Annotated in this window: 20 protein-coding genes; 11 read left to right on the top strand and 9 right to left on the bottom strand. The window is 59.8% G+C overall.

Features of this window, described 5'->3' with window-relative positions; all coding sequences use genetic code 11:
* Positions 1–19 precede the first annotated feature (19 nt).
* The gene (locus PSH88_RS28745) at positions 20–424 is read right to left on the bottom strand and encodes an acetyl-CoA sensor PanZ family protein (RefSeq protein WP_305424135.1); all 405 of its coding nucleotides are present in this window, start codon (positions 422–424) and stop codon (positions 20–22) included.
* 258 nt (positions 425–682) lie between these two features.
* Between PSH88_RS28745 and PSH88_RS28740 the strand changes: the two genes are divergently transcribed.
* The 7 genes from PSH88_RS28740 to PSH88_RS28710 all read left to right on the top strand — a co-directional run bounded on the left by PSH88_RS28740 (position 683) and on the right by PSH88_RS28710 (position 6,505).
* The gene (locus PSH88_RS28740) at positions 683–2,344 is read left to right on the top strand and encodes an OFA family MFS transporter (RefSeq protein WP_052962820.1); all 1,662 of its coding nucleotides are present in this window, start codon (positions 683–685) and stop codon (positions 2,342–2,344) included.
* 282 nt (positions 2,345–2,626) lie between these two features.
* A complete protein-coding gene (gene hisB, locus PSH88_RS28735) occupies positions 2,627–3,220 on the top strand; it encodes an imidazoleglycerol-phosphate dehydratase HisB (protein ID WP_007939452.1) in 594 nt (197 codons plus the stop codon).
* Positions 3,220–3,858: an imidazole glycerol phosphate synthase subunit HisH gene (hisH, locus tag PSH88_RS28730; protein WP_305424133.1), complete on the top strand. Its 639-nt coding sequence runs from the start codon at positions 3,220–3,222 to the stop codon at positions 3,856–3,858. Before hisB ends, hisH begins: the two co-directional genes overlap by 1 nt.
* Positions 3,859–4,116 carry a DUF2164 domain-containing protein gene (locus PSH88_RS28725; RefSeq protein ID WP_008024930.1) on the top strand — a complete coding sequence of 86 codons (258 nt, stop codon included), beginning with the start codon at positions 3,859–3,861 and terminating at the stop codon, positions 4,114–4,116.
* A gap of 42 nt (positions 4,117–4,158) precedes the next feature.
* A complete protein-coding gene (gene hisA, locus PSH88_RS28720) occupies positions 4,159–4,896 on the top strand; it encodes a 1-(5-phosphoribosyl)-5-[(5-phosphoribosylamino)methylideneamino]imidazole-4-carboxamide isomerase (protein ID WP_019581800.1) in 738 nt (245 codons plus the stop codon).
* A gap of 9 nt (positions 4,897–4,905) precedes the next feature.
* The gene (gene hisF, locus PSH88_RS28715; protein ID WP_007897430.1) at positions 4,906–5,676 is read left to right on the top strand and encodes an imidazole glycerol phosphate synthase subunit HisF; all 771 of its coding nucleotides are present in this window, start codon (positions 4,906–4,908) and stop codon (positions 5,674–5,676) included.
* A 73-nt stretch (positions 5,677–5,749) separates the two neighbouring features.
* Positions 5,750–6,505, top strand: coding sequence for a substrate-binding periplasmic protein (locus PSH88_RS28710; RefSeq protein ID WP_305424130.1), 756 nt, complete (start codon positions 5,750–5,752; stop codon positions 6,503–6,505).
* A 3-nt stretch (positions 6,506–6,508) separates the two neighbouring features.
* Here PSH88_RS28710 and PSH88_RS28705 read toward each other — a convergent pair whose 3' ends face one another.
* From PSH88_RS28705 to gpmI, 5 genes are all read right to left on the bottom strand, one after another.
* Positions 6,509–7,747, bottom strand: a complete 1,239-nt coding sequence (locus tag PSH88_RS28705) for a trypsin-like serine peptidase (RefSeq protein ID WP_305424129.1) — start codon at positions 7,745–7,747, stop codon at positions 6,509–6,511.
* 104 nt (positions 7,748–7,851) lie between these two features.
* Positions 7,852–8,649: a divergent polysaccharide deacetylase family protein gene (locus tag PSH88_RS28700; RefSeq protein ID WP_305424128.1), complete on the bottom strand. Its 798-nt coding sequence runs from the start codon at positions 8,647–8,649 to the stop codon at positions 7,852–7,854.
* Between the two features lies 1 nt (position 8,650).
* The gene (locus PSH88_RS28695; RefSeq protein ID WP_305424127.1) at positions 8,651–9,970 is read right to left on the bottom strand and encodes a S41 family peptidase; all 1,320 of its coding nucleotides are present in this window, start codon (positions 9,968–9,970) and stop codon (positions 8,651–8,653) included.
* A gap of 34 nt (positions 9,971–10,004) precedes the next feature.
* A complete protein-coding gene (locus tag PSH88_RS28690; protein ID WP_305424125.1) occupies positions 10,005–11,303 on the bottom strand; it encodes a murein hydrolase activator EnvC family protein in 1,299 nt (432 codons plus the stop codon).
* A gap of 229 nt (positions 11,304–11,532) precedes the next feature.
* A complete protein-coding gene (gene gpmI / locus PSH88_RS28685; RefSeq protein WP_305424123.1) occupies positions 11,533–13,062 on the bottom strand; it encodes a 2,3-bisphosphoglycerate-independent phosphoglycerate mutase in 1,530 nt (509 codons plus the stop codon).
* 152 nt (positions 13,063–13,214) lie between these two features.
* On the opposite strand from gpmI, the gene PSH88_RS28680 reads away from it, so the two are divergent.
* The 3 genes from PSH88_RS28680 to secB are packed head-to-tail and all read left to right on the top strand — an operon-like array spanning position 13,215 to position 14,425.
* The gene (locus PSH88_RS28680) at positions 13,215–13,628 is read left to right on the top strand and encodes a rhodanese-like domain-containing protein (RefSeq protein ID WP_123361124.1); all 414 of its coding nucleotides are present in this window, start codon (positions 13,215–13,217) and stop codon (positions 13,626–13,628) included.
* Position 13,629: 1 nt separating this feature from the next.
* The gene (gene grxC / locus PSH88_RS28675; protein WP_007939440.1) at positions 13,630–13,884 is read left to right on the top strand and encodes a glutaredoxin 3; all 255 of its coding nucleotides are present in this window, start codon (positions 13,630–13,632) and stop codon (positions 13,882–13,884) included.
* A gap of 55 nt (positions 13,885–13,939) precedes the next feature.
* Complete coding sequence (secB, locus tag PSH88_RS28670) at positions 13,940–14,425, top strand: protein-export chaperone SecB (protein WP_007897410.1); 486 nt, start codon at positions 13,940–13,942, stop codon at positions 14,423–14,425.
* 172 nt (positions 14,426–14,597) lie between these two features.
* On the opposite strand, the gene PSH88_RS28665 is transcribed toward secB, so the two are convergent.
* The gene (locus tag PSH88_RS28665) at positions 14,598–15,053 is read right to left on the bottom strand and encodes a tRNA (cytidine(34)-2'-O)-methyltransferase (RefSeq protein ID WP_133837827.1); all 456 of its coding nucleotides are present in this window, start codon (positions 15,051–15,053) and stop codon (positions 14,598–14,600) included.
* On the opposite strand from PSH88_RS28665, the gene PSH88_RS28660 reads away from it, so the two are divergent.
* On the top strand, positions 15,052–15,492 hold the full coding sequence (locus PSH88_RS28660; protein WP_305424121.1) for a hypothetical protein: 441 nt from the start codon (positions 15,052–15,054) through the stop codon (positions 15,490–15,492). The two genes, PSH88_RS28665 and PSH88_RS28660, sit on opposite strands and share 2 nt — an antisense overlap.
* A 551-nt stretch (positions 15,493–16,043) precedes the next feature.
* Here PSH88_RS28660 and ntrC read toward each other — a convergent pair.
* A complete protein-coding gene (gene ntrC, locus PSH88_RS28655; RefSeq protein ID WP_305424119.1) occupies positions 16,044–17,480 on the bottom strand; it encodes a nitrogen regulation protein NR(I) in 1,437 nt (478 codons plus the stop codon).
* The gene (gene glnL / locus PSH88_RS28650) at positions 17,477–18,562 is read right to left on the bottom strand and encodes a nitrogen regulation protein NR(II) (protein ID WP_305424117.1); all 1,086 of its coding nucleotides are present in this window, start codon (positions 18,560–18,562) and stop codon (positions 17,477–17,479) included. Before glnL ends, ntrC begins: the two co-directional genes overlap by 4 nt.
* Positions 18,563–18,661: the final 99 nt, after the last annotated feature.

The raw sequence follows: 18,661 nt of genomic DNA, 5'->3' as shown, positions 1-18,661 counted from the left end.
GTGGCTGACCGGTCAGCGATCACATCGGGAGCTCATCCAGCGGCACCTTCAGCTTAGCCGCCAGCTCTTGAGCTTCGAGGTGCCCGGCAGGCGCCAACAGCCGCAATGTCGCGCCTGCTTGCGACGCCATTTTCTGCGCTTCGTTCACCAGACGCTCGGCAACCCCACGGTGACGGGTGATTTTTCGTACGCATAGATGGGACAAATGCCAGACGTCGTGGTGCCGTTGTAAGCGTGCCGCACCCAACAGCCGATCGTTGAAGCGTCCGGCAATCAGCGAACCGTCCTGCAGGCAGCCTTCGATCAGCTGCGTATCCCCTGCGAATGGCGCAAACAGCCAGTCCGGGGCATCGCGGTAGATCTTCTGCAGGTCTTGCTGATCCTGATAAGTGGCTTGGTTCAGCAGCTCGACAACGATCGGCATGGCGTTTCCTTTGAAAAGTTAATCCGCGTGAAAACATTTTGTTGCGGTTGTACGAGAACAGACGACATACAAAAAGGTGATATCAGTTTGGTTTTTCTGTCACGTGCAAATGGTAACCTCTGCCCGTTCGTCCGTCCCTTCTGCGGCGTGATGTCGCACCAAAATGGAGCTTCACCTAAAAAACAGTCATGCCTGCGTGCATAAAGGCTGGGGGTGAAGTACGGCTGGCGAACCATACTAATAATTGGGGGAAACACCATGACTACGAGCATCACGGCGGACGGCTTTGCCGACCAGCCCGCGTTCCTGTCCAAGGAACGCATCATCGCCAAGCCCGGTTTTAACCGTTGGCTGGTACCACCGGCCGCTCTGGCCATCCACCTGTGCATCGGCATGGCCTACGGCTTTTCGGTGTTCTGGTTGCCTCTGTCCAAAGCCTTGGGCGTCACCAAGGCCGTGACTTGCGCGCCGGACATGAGCTTTATCGCTCAGGTCTTTTCGTCGCAATGCGACTGGCCGATCTCGATGCTCGGCTGGATCTACACCCTGTTCTTCATCTTCCTCGGCTGCTCGGCAGCGATCTGGGGCGGCTGGCTGGAACACGCAGGTCCTCGCAAGGCCGGTGTGGTATCGGCACTGTGCTGGTGTGGCGGTCTGCTGATTTCGGCGCTCGGGGTCTATACCCACCAAATCTGGCTGATGTGGATCGGCTCCGGGGTCATTGGCGGTATCGGCCTGGGGCTGGGTTACATTTCGCCGGTCTCGACCCTGATCAAGTGGTTCCCGGACAAGCGCGGCATGGCCACAGGCATGGCGATCATGGGCTTCGGCGGTGGCGCGATGGTTGGTGCTCCACTGGCTGCAGCGCTGATGGGCCACTTCGCTTCGCCAACCAGCGTGGGCGTATGGCAGAGCTTCCTGGTAATGGCCGCGATCTACTTCGTGTTCATGATCGGTGGCGCGCTGTCTTACCGCGTTCCGCCAACTGGCTGGAAGCCTGAAGGCTGGACGGCTCCGGCGAAAAAAGCGTCGAACTCGATGATCACTCACCGTCACGTCCATGTGAATGTGGCGTGGAAAACTCCGCAATTCCGTCTGGTGTGGCTGGTGCTGTGCCTGAACGTTTCGGCGGGTATCGGCATCCTCGGTATGGCTTCGCCGCTGTTGCAGGAAGTGTTCGCCGGTAAATTGCTGGGCACTGACCAGACGTTTGGTCAACTGGATGCCGGGCAACTGGCCTCGATCGCAGCGATTGCGGCCGGGTTCACCGGTTTGCTGAGCCTGTTCAACATTGGTGGCCGGTTCTTCTGGGCCTCGTTCTCGGACTACCTGGGCCGCAAGAACACCTACTTTGTGTTCTTCGCCCTGGGTTTTGCCCTGTACGCGCTGATCCCGAACCTCGGTCACCTGGGCAGCGTCGCGCTGTTCGTGGCGGCGTTCTGCATCATCCTGTCGATGTACGGCGGTGGTTTTGCGACGGTGCCGGCTTATCTGGCTGACTTGTTCGGTACGCAGATGGTCGGCGCGATCCACGGTCGTCTGCTGACGGCGTGGGCGGCGGCAGGTGTGTTGGGGCCGGTGTTGGTGAACTACCTGCGCGAATACCAGCTGAGCATCGGCGTTGAACGTGCCGCGGCATACGACATTACCCTGTACATCCTCGCGGGCCTGCTGGTGCTGGGGTTCCTGTGCAACCTGATGGTTCGCCCGGTGGCCGACAAGTACTTCATGACCGACGCTGAACTGGCGGCCGAACAGGCGCTGGGCCATGACAAAGGTGCTGACGCCAGCACCGTGCTGGAGTGGAAAGCCGATGCGGGCACCAAGCCGTTGGCGGTGGCGGCGTGGCTGGTGGTGGGTATTCCGTTGGCGTGGGGTGTTTGGGTGACGCTGCAGAAAACGGCGGTTCTCTTCCACTAAGTAAACGCATTACCTCTGTAACTGATCGTTCCCACGCTCTGCGTGGGAATGCCTCCCGTGACGCTCCGCGTCACATTCAGAGCGGACGCGGAGCGTCCAGGGCTGCACTCCCACGCAGAGCGTGGGAGCGATCAGTGGTCCCGGGATGCTTGTACTGACATGTCTATCCCCGACAGCAGGGGATTCACTCCGTCAGTGATATCACCTCTCGTGTTTCTGTTTAGCGCCCGCGCCCCTATAATGGCTGCCTTTTTCGCCCCAATGATTTTTGCGGAGCTGGTGATGGCCGAACGTATGGCGTCTGTCGAGCGCGACACTCTGGAAACCCAGATCAAAGCCTCGATCAACCTGGATGGCACCGGAAAGGCCCGATTTGATATCGGTGTACCTTTTCTTGAGCACATGCTGGACCAGATCGCCCGTCACGGGCTGATCGACCTGGATATTGTCAGCAAGGGCGACCTGCATATCGACGACCACCACACGGTGGAAGACGTCGGTATCACCCTGGGTCAGGCCTTCACCAAAGCCATCGGCGACAAGAAAGGCATCCGTCGCTACGGCCACGCCTACGTGCCGCTCGATGAAGCGCTGTCGCGTGTGGTGATCGACTTCTCCGGCCGCCCTGGCCTGCAGATGCATGTTCCTTATACCCGCGCGACCGTCGGCGGTTTCGACGTTGACCTGTTCCAGGAATTTTTCCAGGGCTTCGTCAACCACGCCAACGTCACCCTGCACATCGACAATCTGCGTGGGCACAACACCCACCACCAGATCGAAACCGTGTTCAAGGCTTTCGGCCGTGCCCTGCGCATGGCCGTGGAGCTGGATGACCGCATGGCCGGTCAGATGCCGTCGACCAAAGGCGTTCTGTAATGCAGACGGTCGCGGTTATCGATTACGGCATGGGCAACCTGCACTCGGTGGCCAAGGCTCTCGAGCACGTCGGTGCCGGTAAGGTGCTGATCACCAGCGATGCCGATGTGATTCGCGAAGCCGACCGGGTGGTATTCCCCGGCGTTGGCGCGATTCGCGATTGCATGGCGGAGATCCGTCGCCTGGGCTTCGATTCGCTGGTGCGTGAAGTCAGCCAGGACCGTCCGTTCCTCGGCATCTGCGTGGGCATGCAAGCCTTGCTCGACAGCAGTGAAGAGAACAACGGCGTGGACTGCATTGGCCTGTTCCCGGGCCAGGTGAAGTTCTTCGGCAAAGATCTGCACGAAGACGGCGAACACCTGAAAGTCCCGCACATGGGCTGGAACGAAGTGAAGCAGACGGTGAGTCACCCGCTGTGGCACGACATTCCGGACCTGGCGCGTTTCTACTTCGTGCACAGCTACTACATCGCTGCCGGCAACCCGCGGCAAGTGGTGGGTGGCGGTCACTACGGTGTCGATTTTGCCGCCGCGCTGGCCGATGGCTCGCGTTTCGCCGTGCAGTTCCACCCGGAGAAGAGCCATACCCATGGCCTGCAATTGCTGCAGAACTTCGCCGCGTGGGATGGTCGCTGGTAAATGGCCGTCAAGAAGAAGCCGCCGATCCTGACCCTCACTCCCGAACAGGAGAACGAGGCCAATCACAAGATCAAACGCTTCATGGAGGATCGCTTCGAGCTGGACCTGGGTTCGTTCGAAGCGGCTGAAATCCTTGAGCTGTTTACCCGCGAAATTGCTCCGCACTATTACAACAGGGCGATTTTCGATGTGCAGACGCACCTCAAAGAGAGGTTCGAAAGCATTGAAAGCGACCTGTGGGCGCTCGAGAAAAACTGATTTCCGAGCGAAGCTGAATACTCGAATTTGAAGGTTTGCCAGATGCTGATTATTCCCGCTATCGATCTTAAAGACGGTGCCTGTGTTCGTCTGCGCCAGGGCCGCATGGAAGATTCCACGGTGTTCTCCGATGACCCGGTGAGCATGGCTGCCAAGTGGGTGGAGGGCGGTTGCCGTCGTCTGCATCTGGTCGACCTGAATGGCGCGTTCGAAGGCCAGCCGGTCAACGGCGAAGTGGTCACCGCCATCGCCAAGCGCTACCCGAACCTGCCGATTCAGATCGGCGGCGGTATCCGTTCCCTGGAAACCATCGAACACTACGTGAAAGCGGGTGTGAGCTACGTGATCATCGGCACCAAGGCCGTGAAAGATCCGGCCTTCGTCGCCGAAGCCTGCCGCGCGTTCCCAGGCAAGGTGATCGTCGGCCTGGATGCCAAAGACGGATTTGTCGCCACCGACGGCTGGGCTGAAATCAGCACCGTGCAGGTCATCGACCTGGCCAAGCAATTCGAGGCCGACGGCGTGTCCGCGATCGTTTATACCGACATCGCCAAAGACGGCATGATGCAGGGCTGCAACGTCTCTTACACCGCTGCTCTGGCTGCTGCGACGAAGATCCCGGTCATTGCATCCGGCGGTATCCACAATCTGGGTGACATCAAGTCGCTGCTCGACGCCAAGGCACCAGGCATCATCGGCGCCATCACCGGCCGGGCGATCTACGAAGGCACCCTCGATGTCGCTGAAGCGCAAGCTTTCTGCGATTCGTACAAAGGCTGAGGACTCACCATGGCGCTGGCCAAACGCATCATCCCTTGCCTGGACGTGGATAACGGCCGGGTGGTCAAGGGCGTCAAGTTCGAGAACATTCGCGATGCCGGCGACCCGGTGGAAATCGCCCGTCGCTACGACGAGCAGGGTGCCGACGAGATTACCTTTCTCGACATCACTGCCAGCGTCGATGGCCGCGACACCACGCTGCATACCGTCGAGCGCATGGCCAGCCAGGTGTTCATCCCGCTGACCGTGGGCGGTGGCGTGCGTACCGTGCAGGACATTCGCAATTTGCTGAATGCCGGCGCGGACAAGGTCTCGATCAACACCGCTGCGGTATTCAACCCGGAATTCGTCGGCGAAGCGGCCCAGCATTTCGGCTCGCAATGCATCGTCGTCGCCATCGACGCGAAGAAAGTTTCCGGCCCAGGCGAAACCCCGCGCTGGGAAATCTTCACCCATGGCGGTCGCAAGCCAACCGGCCTCGACGCCGTTGAGTGGGCGAAGAAGATGGAAGGCCTCGGTGCCGGTGAAATCCTGCTGACCAGCATGGACCAGGACGGCATGAAAAACGGCTTTGACCTGGGCGTCACCCGCGCCATCAGCGATGCGCTGGGGATTCCGGTGATTGCGTCCGGTGGTGTTGGCAACTTGCAGCATCTGGCCGACGGCATTCTCGAAGGCCATGCCAGTGCAGTGCTGGCGGCGAGTATTTTCCACTTCGGTGAATACACCGTGCAGGAAGCCAAGGCCTACATGGCTCATCGCGGCATCGTGATGCGTTAAACAGTACAGGCCAGTGGACAGTATGGCGGGCTCAAGGCACTCTTGAGCACGCCATGGATTCCGGTAGCCCGACATGCTTAAACGTCTTCTTCTTGCCCTCGCCAGCGTTTCACTGTTGTTTATCAGCGGAGTTCATGCCGAAGAAAGTCCCGACACCGGCATGGTGCTGCTGACGGAAAACTTCCCACCGTACAACATGGCGAAGAACGGCAAGAACTTCGCCCAGGGCGAGAACATCAACGGCATCGCCGTAGACATCGTCCGCGAGATGTTCAAGCGCGCCGACATCCCCTACAGCCTGACTCTGCGTTTCCCTTGGGAGCGAATCTACAAACTCGCTCTGGAAAAGCCCGGTTACGGCGTGTTCGTGATGGCGCGGTTGCCGGACCGTGAGAATCTCTTCAAGTGGGTCGGCCCGATCGGCCCGGACGACTGGATCATGCTGGCCAAGGGCGATAGCAAGATCACCCTTGAGTCGCTGGAGCAGGCGCGCAAATACAAGATTGGCGCCTACAAGGGCGATGCGATTGCCGAGACGCTGTCCAAGCAAGGGCTGAAACCGATTGTTGTGCTGCGGGATCAGGACAACGCCAAAAAACTGGTCAATGGCCAGATCGATCTGTGGGCCACCGGTGACCCGGCAGGCCGCTATCTGGCGCGCCAGGAAGGCGTGAACGGGCTCAAGACCGTGCTGCGCTTCAACAGCGCCGAGTTGTACCTGGCACTGAATAAAGACGTGCCGGATGACGTCGTGGCCAAGCTTCAGGCAGCGCTGGATCAGCTGCGCAAAGAAGGCGTGGTGGACGACATCATGGGGCGCTATCTGTAGCAATTATCTCGATGTGGTCTGAAGAGTAGTGTCCGGCGTCGGGCTCAAGTACACGGCACTTGTAAACACGTTATTCAACGTCGCCCTTGTCAACTGCTGTTCCCCTGAGGCGACACCGATAATACAGAGCGCATGTGCGCCGTTTTGTGGCCCGATTTCAGTATTGATGTAAGCATCTTCAGCGCTGGTGGCGGCGCTGTAATTGTCGGGAGCCTGGCAGTCCCTGGCGTTACTGACCGTTTTATAGCGATAGAAGGGCGCCTCGAGGGAGAACCTGAAGTCCCACGTAGGCAATACAATCTGCCCCTTCGCGTTTTGCGTTCCATGAACGTATGACTTGAGCTTCCAGGGCTCCGTGACAGTCAGCTCGACCGGTTCCAGCGAACAGTCCGCTCCATCGCGGGTGAAGACACCGTCAATAAAACACTTGTGCAGAAAGTTGGCTGAGTAGCTGTAGTTGAAGCGGGCGGCCGTGCAAGACGTCGAGTGCTCACAGTCGGGCGGCGCTGGTGTATTGCGCGAGGCCACGACTTTACTGACGATGCCGGTGATTTCGTTGGTGCGGCGGTTCAGCATCGGGCTGCCGGAGCTGCCAGCGTGAAGATCGCAGCTGTTTTTCATGGCCAAAGGGAACACCCCGGGGTGATCGATGAACGTTCCGGCGGTTTGTTCAGCGCAGGCACTCAATCGAAGCCCCTGCTCGGTAAAGCCTCCCGGCGCGCCAATGTTAAGCGCATCCTGACGCTCGTAGGTTTGATGGGACGCCAGTTTGAGCGGGTTGACCCCGGCCTGTATCAGCGACGCCAATGTTGCGTCGACCTCGAGTACTGCAAGATCGGTCCCGACCAGACTGCTCCATCGGGCAGTCCGGATGGCGTATCGGCGCTTACGCTGTGGTGTGTCATGAAAGTAGTGAAAGGTGACGCTGGCTTTCAAAGGCAGATTGGCCCGCGCCGAACCGTACTCAAAGAACACGCAATGACCGCTGGTGAGCAGGTAAGCAGGGCCGGTGGCTCGGCCTTGTCTGTTTCGCGTGTCCAGTAGAACGGCGCTGCAGCTCTCACCCGATTGGAGGCTGAGGTGTCCCACACCGCTCCAGATTTCATAAAAGTGTTCACTGTTTTGCAGGGCTCTTGAAGGTGAATCGTTGACGGCGCCTTCGCCCAAGTCGCGGGCCTGCACGGCGGAAATAGCCAGCAGGCCAATCAGTCCGGCGAAGCAAAAGAAGCTGAGGTATTTCATGTCCATTCCTTGGTGATGAAATTCAGGGTGAGCGCTATCGTGGCACGGGTCGGTGTACCGGCAGGTATAAATAGCTATCGCGAAATGGAGTGGGCTGCGAGTAATTACCGGGCGGTTGGAAGGCGGTACTGGCCATCCTTGCCGTGTGCTGCCGTGGCACGATTGCCGCGCACGCTGATCATCTGTTTGATGTCGATCCAGTCAATGCCCTGAGCCTTGAGCTTGGGCAATTCACGTTCAAGCACCGCCAATGTCTGCGGGTACGGATGCCCGATCATCACCGCAGAACCCTGCTTGCGCGCCAGGTTGATAGCCGTCTGTAGCTGAGTAAAAATCGCGGCTTCAGTGGGCTCGTCATCCAGGAACACATCCCGCGAAACGCTCGCCAGACCGATCTTCTGCGCCTCGGCGGCCGCCACGGTTTGCGCACTGGTGCGGCTGTCGACGAAGAATTTGTGCCGACGCTGCAAGTCCGCCATCAGCCAGGCCATGGCCGGTTGCTGAACGGTCATGCGGCTGCCCATGTGGTTGTTGATGCCAGCGGTAAACGGCACAGCCTGGAACGCCGCGTTCAGGCGCTTCTCGAGTTCTTCGATGGGCAACTCGGGGTGCCAGGCAAACGGCCCGGTGGCCGGATCCATGGGCATGTGCAAGATGACGATCTTGCCGGCGCGATGGGCTTCGCGAGCGAATTCGGTGGCGTGAGGGGTGTCGGGCATGATTGCCGCGGTGACCGGGCCGGGCAGGGCCAGTACGCGGCGATCCCGGGGCAGGTTCTGCCCCAGGTCATCGATGATCAGGCTCAGATAAGCCTTGTGAGGTGTGGCCGCTGTTGTGGCTGGCGCCGCGTGAGCGACACCCGCCAGACAGCACAGCAGGCCGAGGAGCAACCGCAGGCGCATCTCAGTGGCCGCGGGTGATGCTCAGCCCTTTGAGCAGGCTCAGGGCCTGGGCCAACTGGTAATCGTCATCCTGCGGCATGGCCTTGGCTTTGCCACCGGAACCGGTTGGTTTGTCGGCACCGCCATTGCCATTACCCAGGTGGCCTTGCAGATCGGCTTCCTTGAAGTAATCGCCGTCCTGCTCGTTGGTGATCTTGGCCTTGCGCACTTCGATGTCCGGAACAATGCCCTGAGCCTGAATCGAGCGGCCGTTCGGCGTGTAGTACAGCGCCGTGGTGATTTTCAGTGCGCGTTCGTTGTTCAGCGGCAACACGGTCTGGACCGAGCCTTTGCCGAAACTGGTGGTGCCCATGACCACTGCGCGTTTCTGATCCTGCAGGGCGCCGGCGACAATTTCCGAGGCCGAGGCGCTGCCGCCGTTGATCAGCACGACCATTGGCACGGCTTCGCTTTCGTCCTTGCCGGTGGCGGAGAAGCGCAACTCGGAGTTGGCGATGCGGCCCTTGGTGTAGACGATCAGGCCCTTGGTGATGAAGTGATCGACCACTTCCACCGCCGATTGCAGCACGCCGCCCGGGTTGTTACGCAGGTCGAGGACGATACCGCTGAGCTTCTTGCCGTTGTCCTTGCGCAGCTTGGCCAGGGCCTTGGAGACCTCTTCGCCGGTCTTGACCTGGAACTGGGTGATGCGGATGTAACCATAGCCGGATTCCAGCAACTGGCTCTTCACGCTCTTCACTTGAATGATGGCGCGGACCAGAGTCACGTCGAACGGCGCACCGCCGTCGCGCACCAGGGTCAGGGTGATCTTCTGGCCGATCTTGCCGCGCATCTTGTCCACGGCTTCGGTCATGCTCTGGCCGCGAGTCGGCTGGCCGTTGATCTTGACGATGAAGTCGCCGGCCTGAATACCAGCCTTGGAGGCCGGAGTGTCGTCGATCGGCGAAACCACTTTGATGAAACCGTCTTCAGCGCCGACTTCGATGCCCAGGCCGCCGAATTCGCCGCTGGTGCTTTCCTGCAATTCAGCGAAGTCTTCCGGGCCCAGGTACGCGGAGTGCGGGTCGAGGTTGCTGAGCATGCCTTTGATGGCGTTTTCCAGCAGGGTCTTGTCGTCCACCGGTTCTACATAGGCTGCTTTGATCCGGTCCATGACTTCGGCAAAGGTGCGCAACTCGTCCAGCGGCAATGGCGCCTTGGTGGTCGCAGCAGTGCCTGCAGGTGCGACCGCCGGGGCCGGTTGAGCGGCAAACGCCAACGGCGCGCCGATCACCAGGGCAATCGTCAGGGCCAGCGAGGTAAGGCGGGACAAATACAGCATGTCGAACGAACTCCTAATGTAGGTGACTCAACGCCTATCCTTGCGCGCGGCACCATTGCGCCGGATCACTCGGGTGACCCTGCTGACGAATAGCGAAATACAGCGCTGGTGTGTCCTGCCCGCCACTGTTGCCGACAGTGGAGATGGACTCACCGGCTTTTACCACGTCACCCGCAGACTTGAGCAGCGTCTGGTTGTGACCATAAAGACTCAAAAAACCGTTGCCGTGGTCGAGGATCACCAGCAACCCGGCGCCTCGCAACCAATCGGCAAACACCACGCGGCCGCCGTGAACGGCATGCACCTGGCTGCCGGCGGAGGCGCTGATCATCACACCGTCCCATTTGGTGCGGGCATCGTCGCCACGGCTTTCACCGAAGCGTGCCAGCAGTCGACCATCAACCGGCCATGGAAGTTTGCCGCGGGAGGAAGCAAAGGGGCCGCCAAAGGTTTCGCCTGAACTTGAAACCAGTGCGCCGGGTGTCGATTTAACGGTTTTGCGTGGGGCGTCGGTTGTCTCTGCATCTGCCGCAGCCTGAGCCTCACGTAAACGCTTTTTTTCGGCTTCCTGCTGGGCGATCAGCGCTTTTTGCCGCGCTTCTTCCGCCTCTCGGGCCTGACGGGCCAAGGTTTCTTCAATGGTTTTAAGGACTTTAGACAGGTCCGCCTGATCCTGCTCGCGCGCCGCCAGTTTCTGGTCGCGGGCCTTCACGTCGTCGTTGAGCTTGGCCAGAACTTGCTGACGCTCCTTGCGGACCTTGTCGAGTTCATCGCGCTGGGTGTCGAGGCTGCTTTTCTGCACCAGCAATTGCGCCTGCTGCAGGCCGATGTCTTTTTCGACATTGGCCAGTTGGCGCAGGGTTTCGTTGAAATTCTTCAGCTGCTCCAGGCGGGCCTGGCTCAGGTAGTCGTAATAGGTGAGGGTGCGGGCGAATTTTTCCGGGTTCTGCTGGTTGAGCAGCAGCTTGAGGTACTCCTGGCGGCCATTCTGATAGGCCGCTCGGGCCTGGATGGCGATCAGTCGTTGCTGTTCAATGCGCGCGCTCTGGAGTTTTTTTTTCTCGGCATCGAGTCGCTGCAGCTCGGATTCGCTTTTCTTCAGCTCTTTTTGCAGGGCTTCGACCTGCTTCTCGAGCTTGCCCATCTCGGTTTCGGTGCCTTTGAGGTCTTTCTGCACTCCGGATTTTTCTTCCTGGAGTTTACCCAGCAGTTTCTTCAGCTCGGCAATGTCCTGACGCGTGGCGTCCAACTGTTGTTGGGTTTGCGTGCGCTCGTCGGCAAAGGCCGGTTGGAGCAGGCATGTCAGTGCGAGGGCTATCAGGACGCGAAGCATAGAGGCGGGCGACACCAGGGAAAGGGACGGCCTAGTATGCCCGCCAAGCGCAGCAAAAAAAATGCCCAATTGGGGCTGTGTGATAACTGGACAGAAAAACACCGCAAACCAATGTGGGAGCGGGCTTGCCCGCGATGGCGTCCTGACATTCAACAGAGAGGTTGGCAGTCAGATTGCTATCGCGGGCAAGCCCGCTCCCACAGGGTGTGGCGTCGTCAGATGGATCTGATCAGACTAGAATCGAAGTTCCGGTCATTTCCACAGGCTTCTCAAGCCCCAGCAACATCAGCATGGTCGGCGCAACATCCGCCAGCACGCCGCCGTCGCGTACCTTGAAATCACGCTTGCCGACATAGATGAACGGCACCGGCTCGGTGGTATGCGCGGTGTGCGCCTGGCCAGTGGACGCGTCAGACATTTGCTCGACGTTGCCATGGTCAGCGGTAATCAGGGCTTCGCCGCCGACTTTTTCCAGCGCATCGACGATACGGCCCACGCACAGGTCCAGGCATTCAACCGCTTTGACGGCCGCCTCGAACACGCCGCTATGGCCGACCATGTCGCCATTGGCGTAGTTGACCACGATCACGTCGTAACGCTGGTTTTCAATGGCATCGACGATGCGGTCGGTAACTTCCGGGGCACTCATCTCGGGCTGCAAGTCATAGGTGGCGACTTTTGGCGACGGGATCAGGATGCGTTCTTCGCCCGGGAACGGTTCTTCGCGACCGCCAGAGAAGAAGAAAGTCACGTGGGCGTACTTCTCGGTTTCAGCGATGCGCAGCTGCGTCTTGCCGTTTTTCGCCAGGTAATCGCCCAGCACGTTGTCCAGGCTGCTCGCGGCGAAGGCCGACGGCGCGGGGATGCTGGCGGCGTATTGGGTCAGCATGACGAAACCGGAAAGTGCAGGCTTGCGAGCGCGTTCGAATTCCTTGAAATTGTCTTCGACGAACACGCGGGTCAGCTCGCGAGCGCGGTCGGCGCGGAAGTTCATGAAGACTACGGCGTCGCCGTCTTCAACCTTCACTGGCTCACCGATGCTGGTGGCTTTGACGAATTCGTCGCTTTCGCCACGTTCGTAAGCGGCTTGCAGGCCTTCCTGTGCGGTGGCGGCGTTGAATTCGCTGGTGCCATCGACAATCAGGTTGTAGGCCTGGGACACGCGATCCCAACGGTTGTCGCGGTCCATGGCGTAATAACGGCCAATGATGCTGGCGATCCGGCCTTTGCCAAGTGCCTGGAAGGTCGCGTCCAGCAACTCGATCGACGACTGGGCGCTTTTCGGTGGCGTATCGCGGCCATCAAGGAACGCATGCAGGTAAATTTTCTCGGCGCCGCGCTTGTAGGCCAGTTCAGCCATGGCGACCAGGTGATCCTGGTGGCTATGAACGCCGCCATCGGACAGCAGACCCATGAAGTGCACGGCTTTGCCGGCAGCAACGGCTTTATCCACCGCGGCGCAGATGGTCGGGTTCTCGAAGAACTCGCCGTCGCGGATCGCTTTGGTCACACGCGTGAAGTCCTGGTACACCACGCGGCCGGCGCCAAGGTTCATGTGACCGACTTCGGAGTTGCCCATCTGGCCGTCCGGCAAGCCGACGTCCATGCCGCTGCCCGAGATCAGGCCGTTCGGCACGGTGGCCCACAGGCGGTCCAGTACGGGCTTCTTCGCCGCATAGATGGCGTTGGATTCAGGGCTCTCACTGTGACCGAAGCCGTCGAGAATAATCAGGACCAAAGGTTTAGGCGTGGTAGTCATGGATTCCACTCGTGGCTGAATTAAAAGAGGCGATGGAAAAGGGAGTGGCAGTTTAAAGCGAAGTTCCGACCGCGTCACCGCCGGACGGGGTTTGGCCCACCATAGTGGCTGTGTATACTGGCCGACATTTTAACGCCCTGGAACCTCCTTCGATGGTTGCTCACCTGATTGAATTTGCCACTAACCACTATTTGCTCGTCGGTATCTTCGTCGTACTGCTGGCGTTGCTGATCGCTTATCAGATGCAAGGCGGCGGCCGCAGCCTGAGCACCGGTGAACTGACCGGGCTGGTCAACAAGGACGCAGGCGTGGTGATCGACATCCGTCCGATCAAGGATTTCACCGCTGGTCACATTGTTGGCGCGTTGAACATTCCTCACGACAAACTGACCGCTCGCGTCGGCGAACTGGAAAAACACAAGGCCAAGACCATTATCCTGGTCGATGCCATGGGCCAGACTGCCGGCACTCATGCCCGGGAACTGATGAAAGCCGGCTTCACCGCCGCCAAGCTGTCCGGCGGTATTTCCAGCTGGAAAGCCGACAATCTGCCGCTGGTGAAGTGATATGAACAACGTCGTCGTCTATTCCAGCGATTACTGCCCTTATTGCTCGCGAGCCAAGTACTTGCTCGAGAACAAAGGCGTAGCCTTCGAAGAGATCAAGGTCGATGGCAAGCCGCAGGTGCGTGCCGCGATGGCCCAGAAGGCCGGACGAACGTCCGTGCCGCAGATCTGGATCGGCAGCACCCACGTTGGCGGCTGTGATGATTTGTTTGCCCTGGAGCGCGCCGGTAAGCTCGACGCCATGCTCAAGGCCTGACTGCCTTACTTGAAATAGCCAACCCTACAAGACCCGAGATCAGAAAGGATCTGAGATGACTGACCAACAGAACACTGCAGCTAGCGAAGAAGAAACCGCACCGCAATTCTCCTTGCAGCGCATCTACGTACGCGACTTGTCCTTCGAAGCCCCGAAAAGCCCGGCGATCTTTCGCCAGCAGTGGGAGCCGAGCGTCGGTCTGGATCTGAACACTCGCCAGAAGGCTCTGGAAGGCGACTTCCACGAAGTCGTGCTGACCCTGTCGGTCACCGTGAAAAACGGTGAAGAAGTGGCGTTCATTGCTGAAGTGCAACAGGCCGGGATCTTCCTGATCAAGAACCTGGACGACGCTTCGATGAGCCACACCCTCGGCGCGTTCTGCCCGAACATCCTGTTCCCGTACGCTCGCGAAACCCTGGACAGCCTGGTGACCCGCGGTTCGTTCCCGGCCCTGATGCTGGCCCCGGTGAACTTCGACGCGCTGTACGCACAAGAGCTGCAACGCATGCAGGCGGCTGGCGAGACTCCGACCGTTCAATAAGCGGTCGATGCAGTAACGAAAAAAGCGCCATAACAGGCGCTTTTTTCTTGGGCGGGAGATGATCGTTCCCACGCTCTGCGTGGGAATGCCTCTAGGGACGCTCCGCGTCCAGTGACGCGGAGCGTCACGGGCTGCATTCCCACGCGGAGCGTGGGGACGATCAGTCGCGGGGTTACTTGAACCCAAGCTGGCGCCAGCCTTCATACACGGCGACGGCCACGGTGTTGGACAGGTTCAGGCTGCGACAGCCTTCGCGCATCGGCAAGCGCAGACGTTGTTCGCCGGGCAGGGCGTCGAGCACGTCGGCCGGCAAGCCGCGGCTTTCCGGGCCGAACAGGAAGGCATCGCCCTCGGCGAAGCTGGCGTCGTGAAATGGCCGCGAGCCCTTGGTGGTAAAGGCGAACAGCCGAGGATGGCCGAGGCTTTCCAGGCAGCTGGCGAGGTCCGCATGGCGTTGCAGGGTGGCATACTCATGGTAATCGAGGCCGGCCCGGCGCAGACGCTTGTCGTCCATCTCGAAGCCCAGCGGTTCGATCAAATGCAGGTGGCAGCCACTGTTGGCGCACAGCCTGATAACGTTGCCGGTATTCGGCGGAATTTCTGGTTGGAAAAGGATGACGTGAAACATGCACGGCTCCGAAGGTAAAGATGACGGGCATTCTACGCCGCCAAAGGACCCTCGTTCGAAACTATTCCCGCGAGTGATGGCTTCGCTGGCGATTGTCGGGGTGATGGTGGGCCTGATGATCGGTCGCCTGACCGCGCCCGACCCCAGCGTTTTGCAGCAGGTCGAGGTGACGAACGATGGACTGGTGGTGTGGTTCAACAACGAACCCAAAACCCACGGCGAGATAGTCGACGGCAGCGTGGCGCTGTTGTTCGAGGCTGAAGGCCATGCGCAGAAAGGTCAGCTCAAGCTCAACGGCAAGGACGTGAACTGGCGAACGCGGTTGAGTGATGGGGGATTGTTGTTGACGGTGGTGGCGGCCCGGCCGCTGCAGGGCGAGTGGGTCGGTAGCGAGGTCGATGACCGCTGGCGGCTGGAGATCCATCTCCGAGAGCAATAAAAGAGGGAATCCCCGGCCTGCCTGTACCAAGGTTCCCAAAACGGGAGGGCTCGCGCATTGCCGCGTGAGCCCGGTGTAAAGAGGGAATCCCCGGCCTGCCTGTACCAAGGACCCCAAAACGGGATGGGCTCGTCGCTGTTGCGGTATGAGCCCGGTGTAAAGAGGGGAATCCCCGGCCTGCCTGTACCAAGGTCCCCGAAACTGGGTAGTGAATCGAATCACTGATTGGACTATTGCAGGGGGCGTGCCAGTTTTTAATAACTTGCAACAGAAAGTCGTCGAGTAGCCCTGAAAGCCCCGTAATCCGGGGCTTTTGTGTTTATGTAATAGGGGTTTTCTTGCAGGTGGAGGTGGGGTTTTGGATCGGTTGTCGTGCGCGATTGCAGTTCATGGTGCATTCAGTCGGTGCACGGTGGCCCCAAAAGCATCGCGGGCAAGCCCGCTCCCACAAGGTTCAACGGTGTTCACGCGATGGTGAAACCACTGAAAATCCTGTGGGAGCGGGCTTGCCCGCGATTGGATCTGGCGGTCAACGAAGAACTAAAGGCTGTTTAGCCCTCATCACCCTCATCATCATCCCCACCATCAACCTTCATCCCCAATTCCTTGATCTTGCGCGTCAGGGTATTACGGCCCCAACCCAGCAAAACGGCAGCATCGCGGCGGCGGCCGGCGGTGTGTTTGAGGGCGGTTTCGATCATGATCCGCTCGAAAGCTGGCACGGCGCTGTCGAGCAGGCTCGACTGACCGCGAGCCAGCGCCTGATCAGCCCACTGACGCAGCGCTTGCTCCCAATTGGTGACCGGCGCCGAATCCTGCGGCAGGCTCAGCAGTTCCGGCGGCAGATCGCTGATGTGCACTTCGCGACCCGAAGCCATCACAGTGATCCAGCGGCAGGTGTTTTCCAGCTGGCGCACGTTGCCTGGCCACGGCAGGTTTTTCAGGTATTCCTCGGTTTCGCTTTTCAGCAGCTTCGGTTCCACCGCCAGTTCTTGCGCGGCGCGACTTAGGAAGTGTTTGGCCAGGGTCGGGATGTCTTCGCGACGGTCCGACAGCCGTGGAATGTGGATGCGGATCACGTTGAGGCGGTGGAACAAGTCCTCACGGAATTTTCCGGCATGCACCAGGGTTTCCAGATTCTGGTGCGTCGCGGCGATGATTCGCACATCGACTTTCACCGGCACATGACCGCCAACGCGGTAAAACTCGCCGTCCGCCAGTACCCGCAGCAAGCGGGTCTGGGTGTCCGCCGGCATGTCGCCGATTTCATCGAGGAACAGCGTGCCGCCATCGGCCTGCTCAAAACGCCCGCGACGCAGGTTGGCCGCGCCGGTGAACGCGCCTTTTTCATGGCCGAACAACTCGGATTCCATCAGATCCTTGGGGATCGCCGCCATGTTCAGCGCAATGAACGGCGAGGCCGCCCGTGGGCTGTGACGGTGCAGGGCGTGGGCCACCAGTTCTTTACCGGTACCGGATTCGCCATTGATCAGCACGGTGATGTTGGAGTGGCTCAAGCGCCCGATGGCGCGAAACACTTCCTGCATCGCCGGTGCTTCGCCGATGATTTCCGGTGTGCGGGTCAGGGCGACCGGGACTTCCATGCCTTGCTGTTCCTGAGCGTGCTGGTTGGCGCGCTTGACCAGAGAGACGGCTTCGTCGACATCGAACGGCTTGGGCAGGTATTCGAATGCGCCGCCCTGATAGGACGCGACAGCGCTGTCCAGATCGGAGTGCGCGGTCATGATGATCACTGGCAGCCGTGGGTGTTGTTCGCGAATCCGCGCCAGAAGGTCCAGACCGCTGGCACCCGGCATGCGGATGTCGGAGATGATCACGTCCGGCTGCTGGCGCGCCAGGCGGCTCATCACGCCATCGGCGCTGTCGAAGCTTTGCGTGGTCATGCCTTCCTGCTGCAAGGCCTTTTCCAGGACCCAACGGATAGAACGGTCGTCATCGACGATCCACACGGTTTCACTACGGCTCATGTCGATGTGGCTCCTTGTTCCAGTGGCAGAAAGATCGAGAACGTGGTGTGGCCTGGATGGCTGTCACATTCGATCAGGCCCTGGTGCTGGCTGATGATGTTCTGGGTAATGGCCAGGCCCAGCCCGGTACCGTCCGGACGGCCGCTGACCATGGGGAAGAAGATGGTTTCCTGTAGCTCGGCGGGGATCCCCGGGCCGTTGTCGATGATTTCGATCTTGGTCACCAGGCGATGGCGCACGTGGCCGATGGTGAACTGGCGCATGGCGCGGGTCCGCAAGCTGATGCGGCCAAGGCGCAGCTCGTTCTGGCTGCTGATGGCCTGCATCGCGTTGCGCACGATGTTCAGGACGGCCTGAATCATCTGTTCGCGATCAATCAACACATCCGGAATGCTTGGGTCGTAGTCGCGCACCAAAGTGATGCAGCCCTGACTTTCGGCCTCCACCAACTGACCCACGCGCTCCAGCACTTCATGGACGTTGCACATGGCCAATGACGGCAATTTGTTGGAGCCGAGCATGCGATCCACCAGATTGCGCAGGCGATCGGCCTCTTCAATGATGACGTTGGTGTAATCGCGCAGGCTTTCTTCCGGCAATTCACGGGCGAGCAACTGAGCCGCGCCGCGAATCCCGCCCAGAGGATTTTTGATTTCGTGGGCGAGGCCGCGTACCAGCATCTTGCTGGTTTCTTGCTTCGACAACTGCGCCTCTTCCTTGGTGATCCGCAGCAAGCGGTCGCGCGGGTGAACCTCCAGCAACAGCAGCGTATCGCCATTGCTCAGGATCGGCGTTACCGCGTAGTCGACGGTCAGGGTCTGGCCGGTGAGGGCGGTGAGCATCGCTTCACGCTTGGTGAACGGGTGTGCCTGCTCGACTGCCTGGCGCAGGGAGTTCAGCGCCTCGGTGGATTCGGTGAACAACTCACTGATGAACTGCCCATGGCTACGCTGGCCGCTGATGGCCAGGAGCATCTCCGCCGCCGGGTTCATGTACTCAAGGCGCAGTTCGGCGTCGAGCAGAATGGTTGCGGTGGTCAGGTTGTCGAGTAGCAAGCGGTGTAGTGCGTCGCTAATGGTCATCAGGACCTCTTTTGGAGCAGGGCATGCGCATGAATAACGCGCCGATACGGGGAAAATGCAAAAACCAAACCAAGGCTCCGAAAAGAAGCGTTTAGAGCC

Source organism: Pseudomonas wuhanensis, from assembly GCF_030687395.1.
Classification (GTDB): Bacteria; Pseudomonadota; Gammaproteobacteria; order Pseudomonadales; family Pseudomonadaceae; genus Aquipseudomonas; species Aquipseudomonas wuhanensis.
The sequence above is the reverse complement of the archived record's forward strand: the minus strand, read 5'-3'. Positions and strand labels throughout refer to the sequence as shown.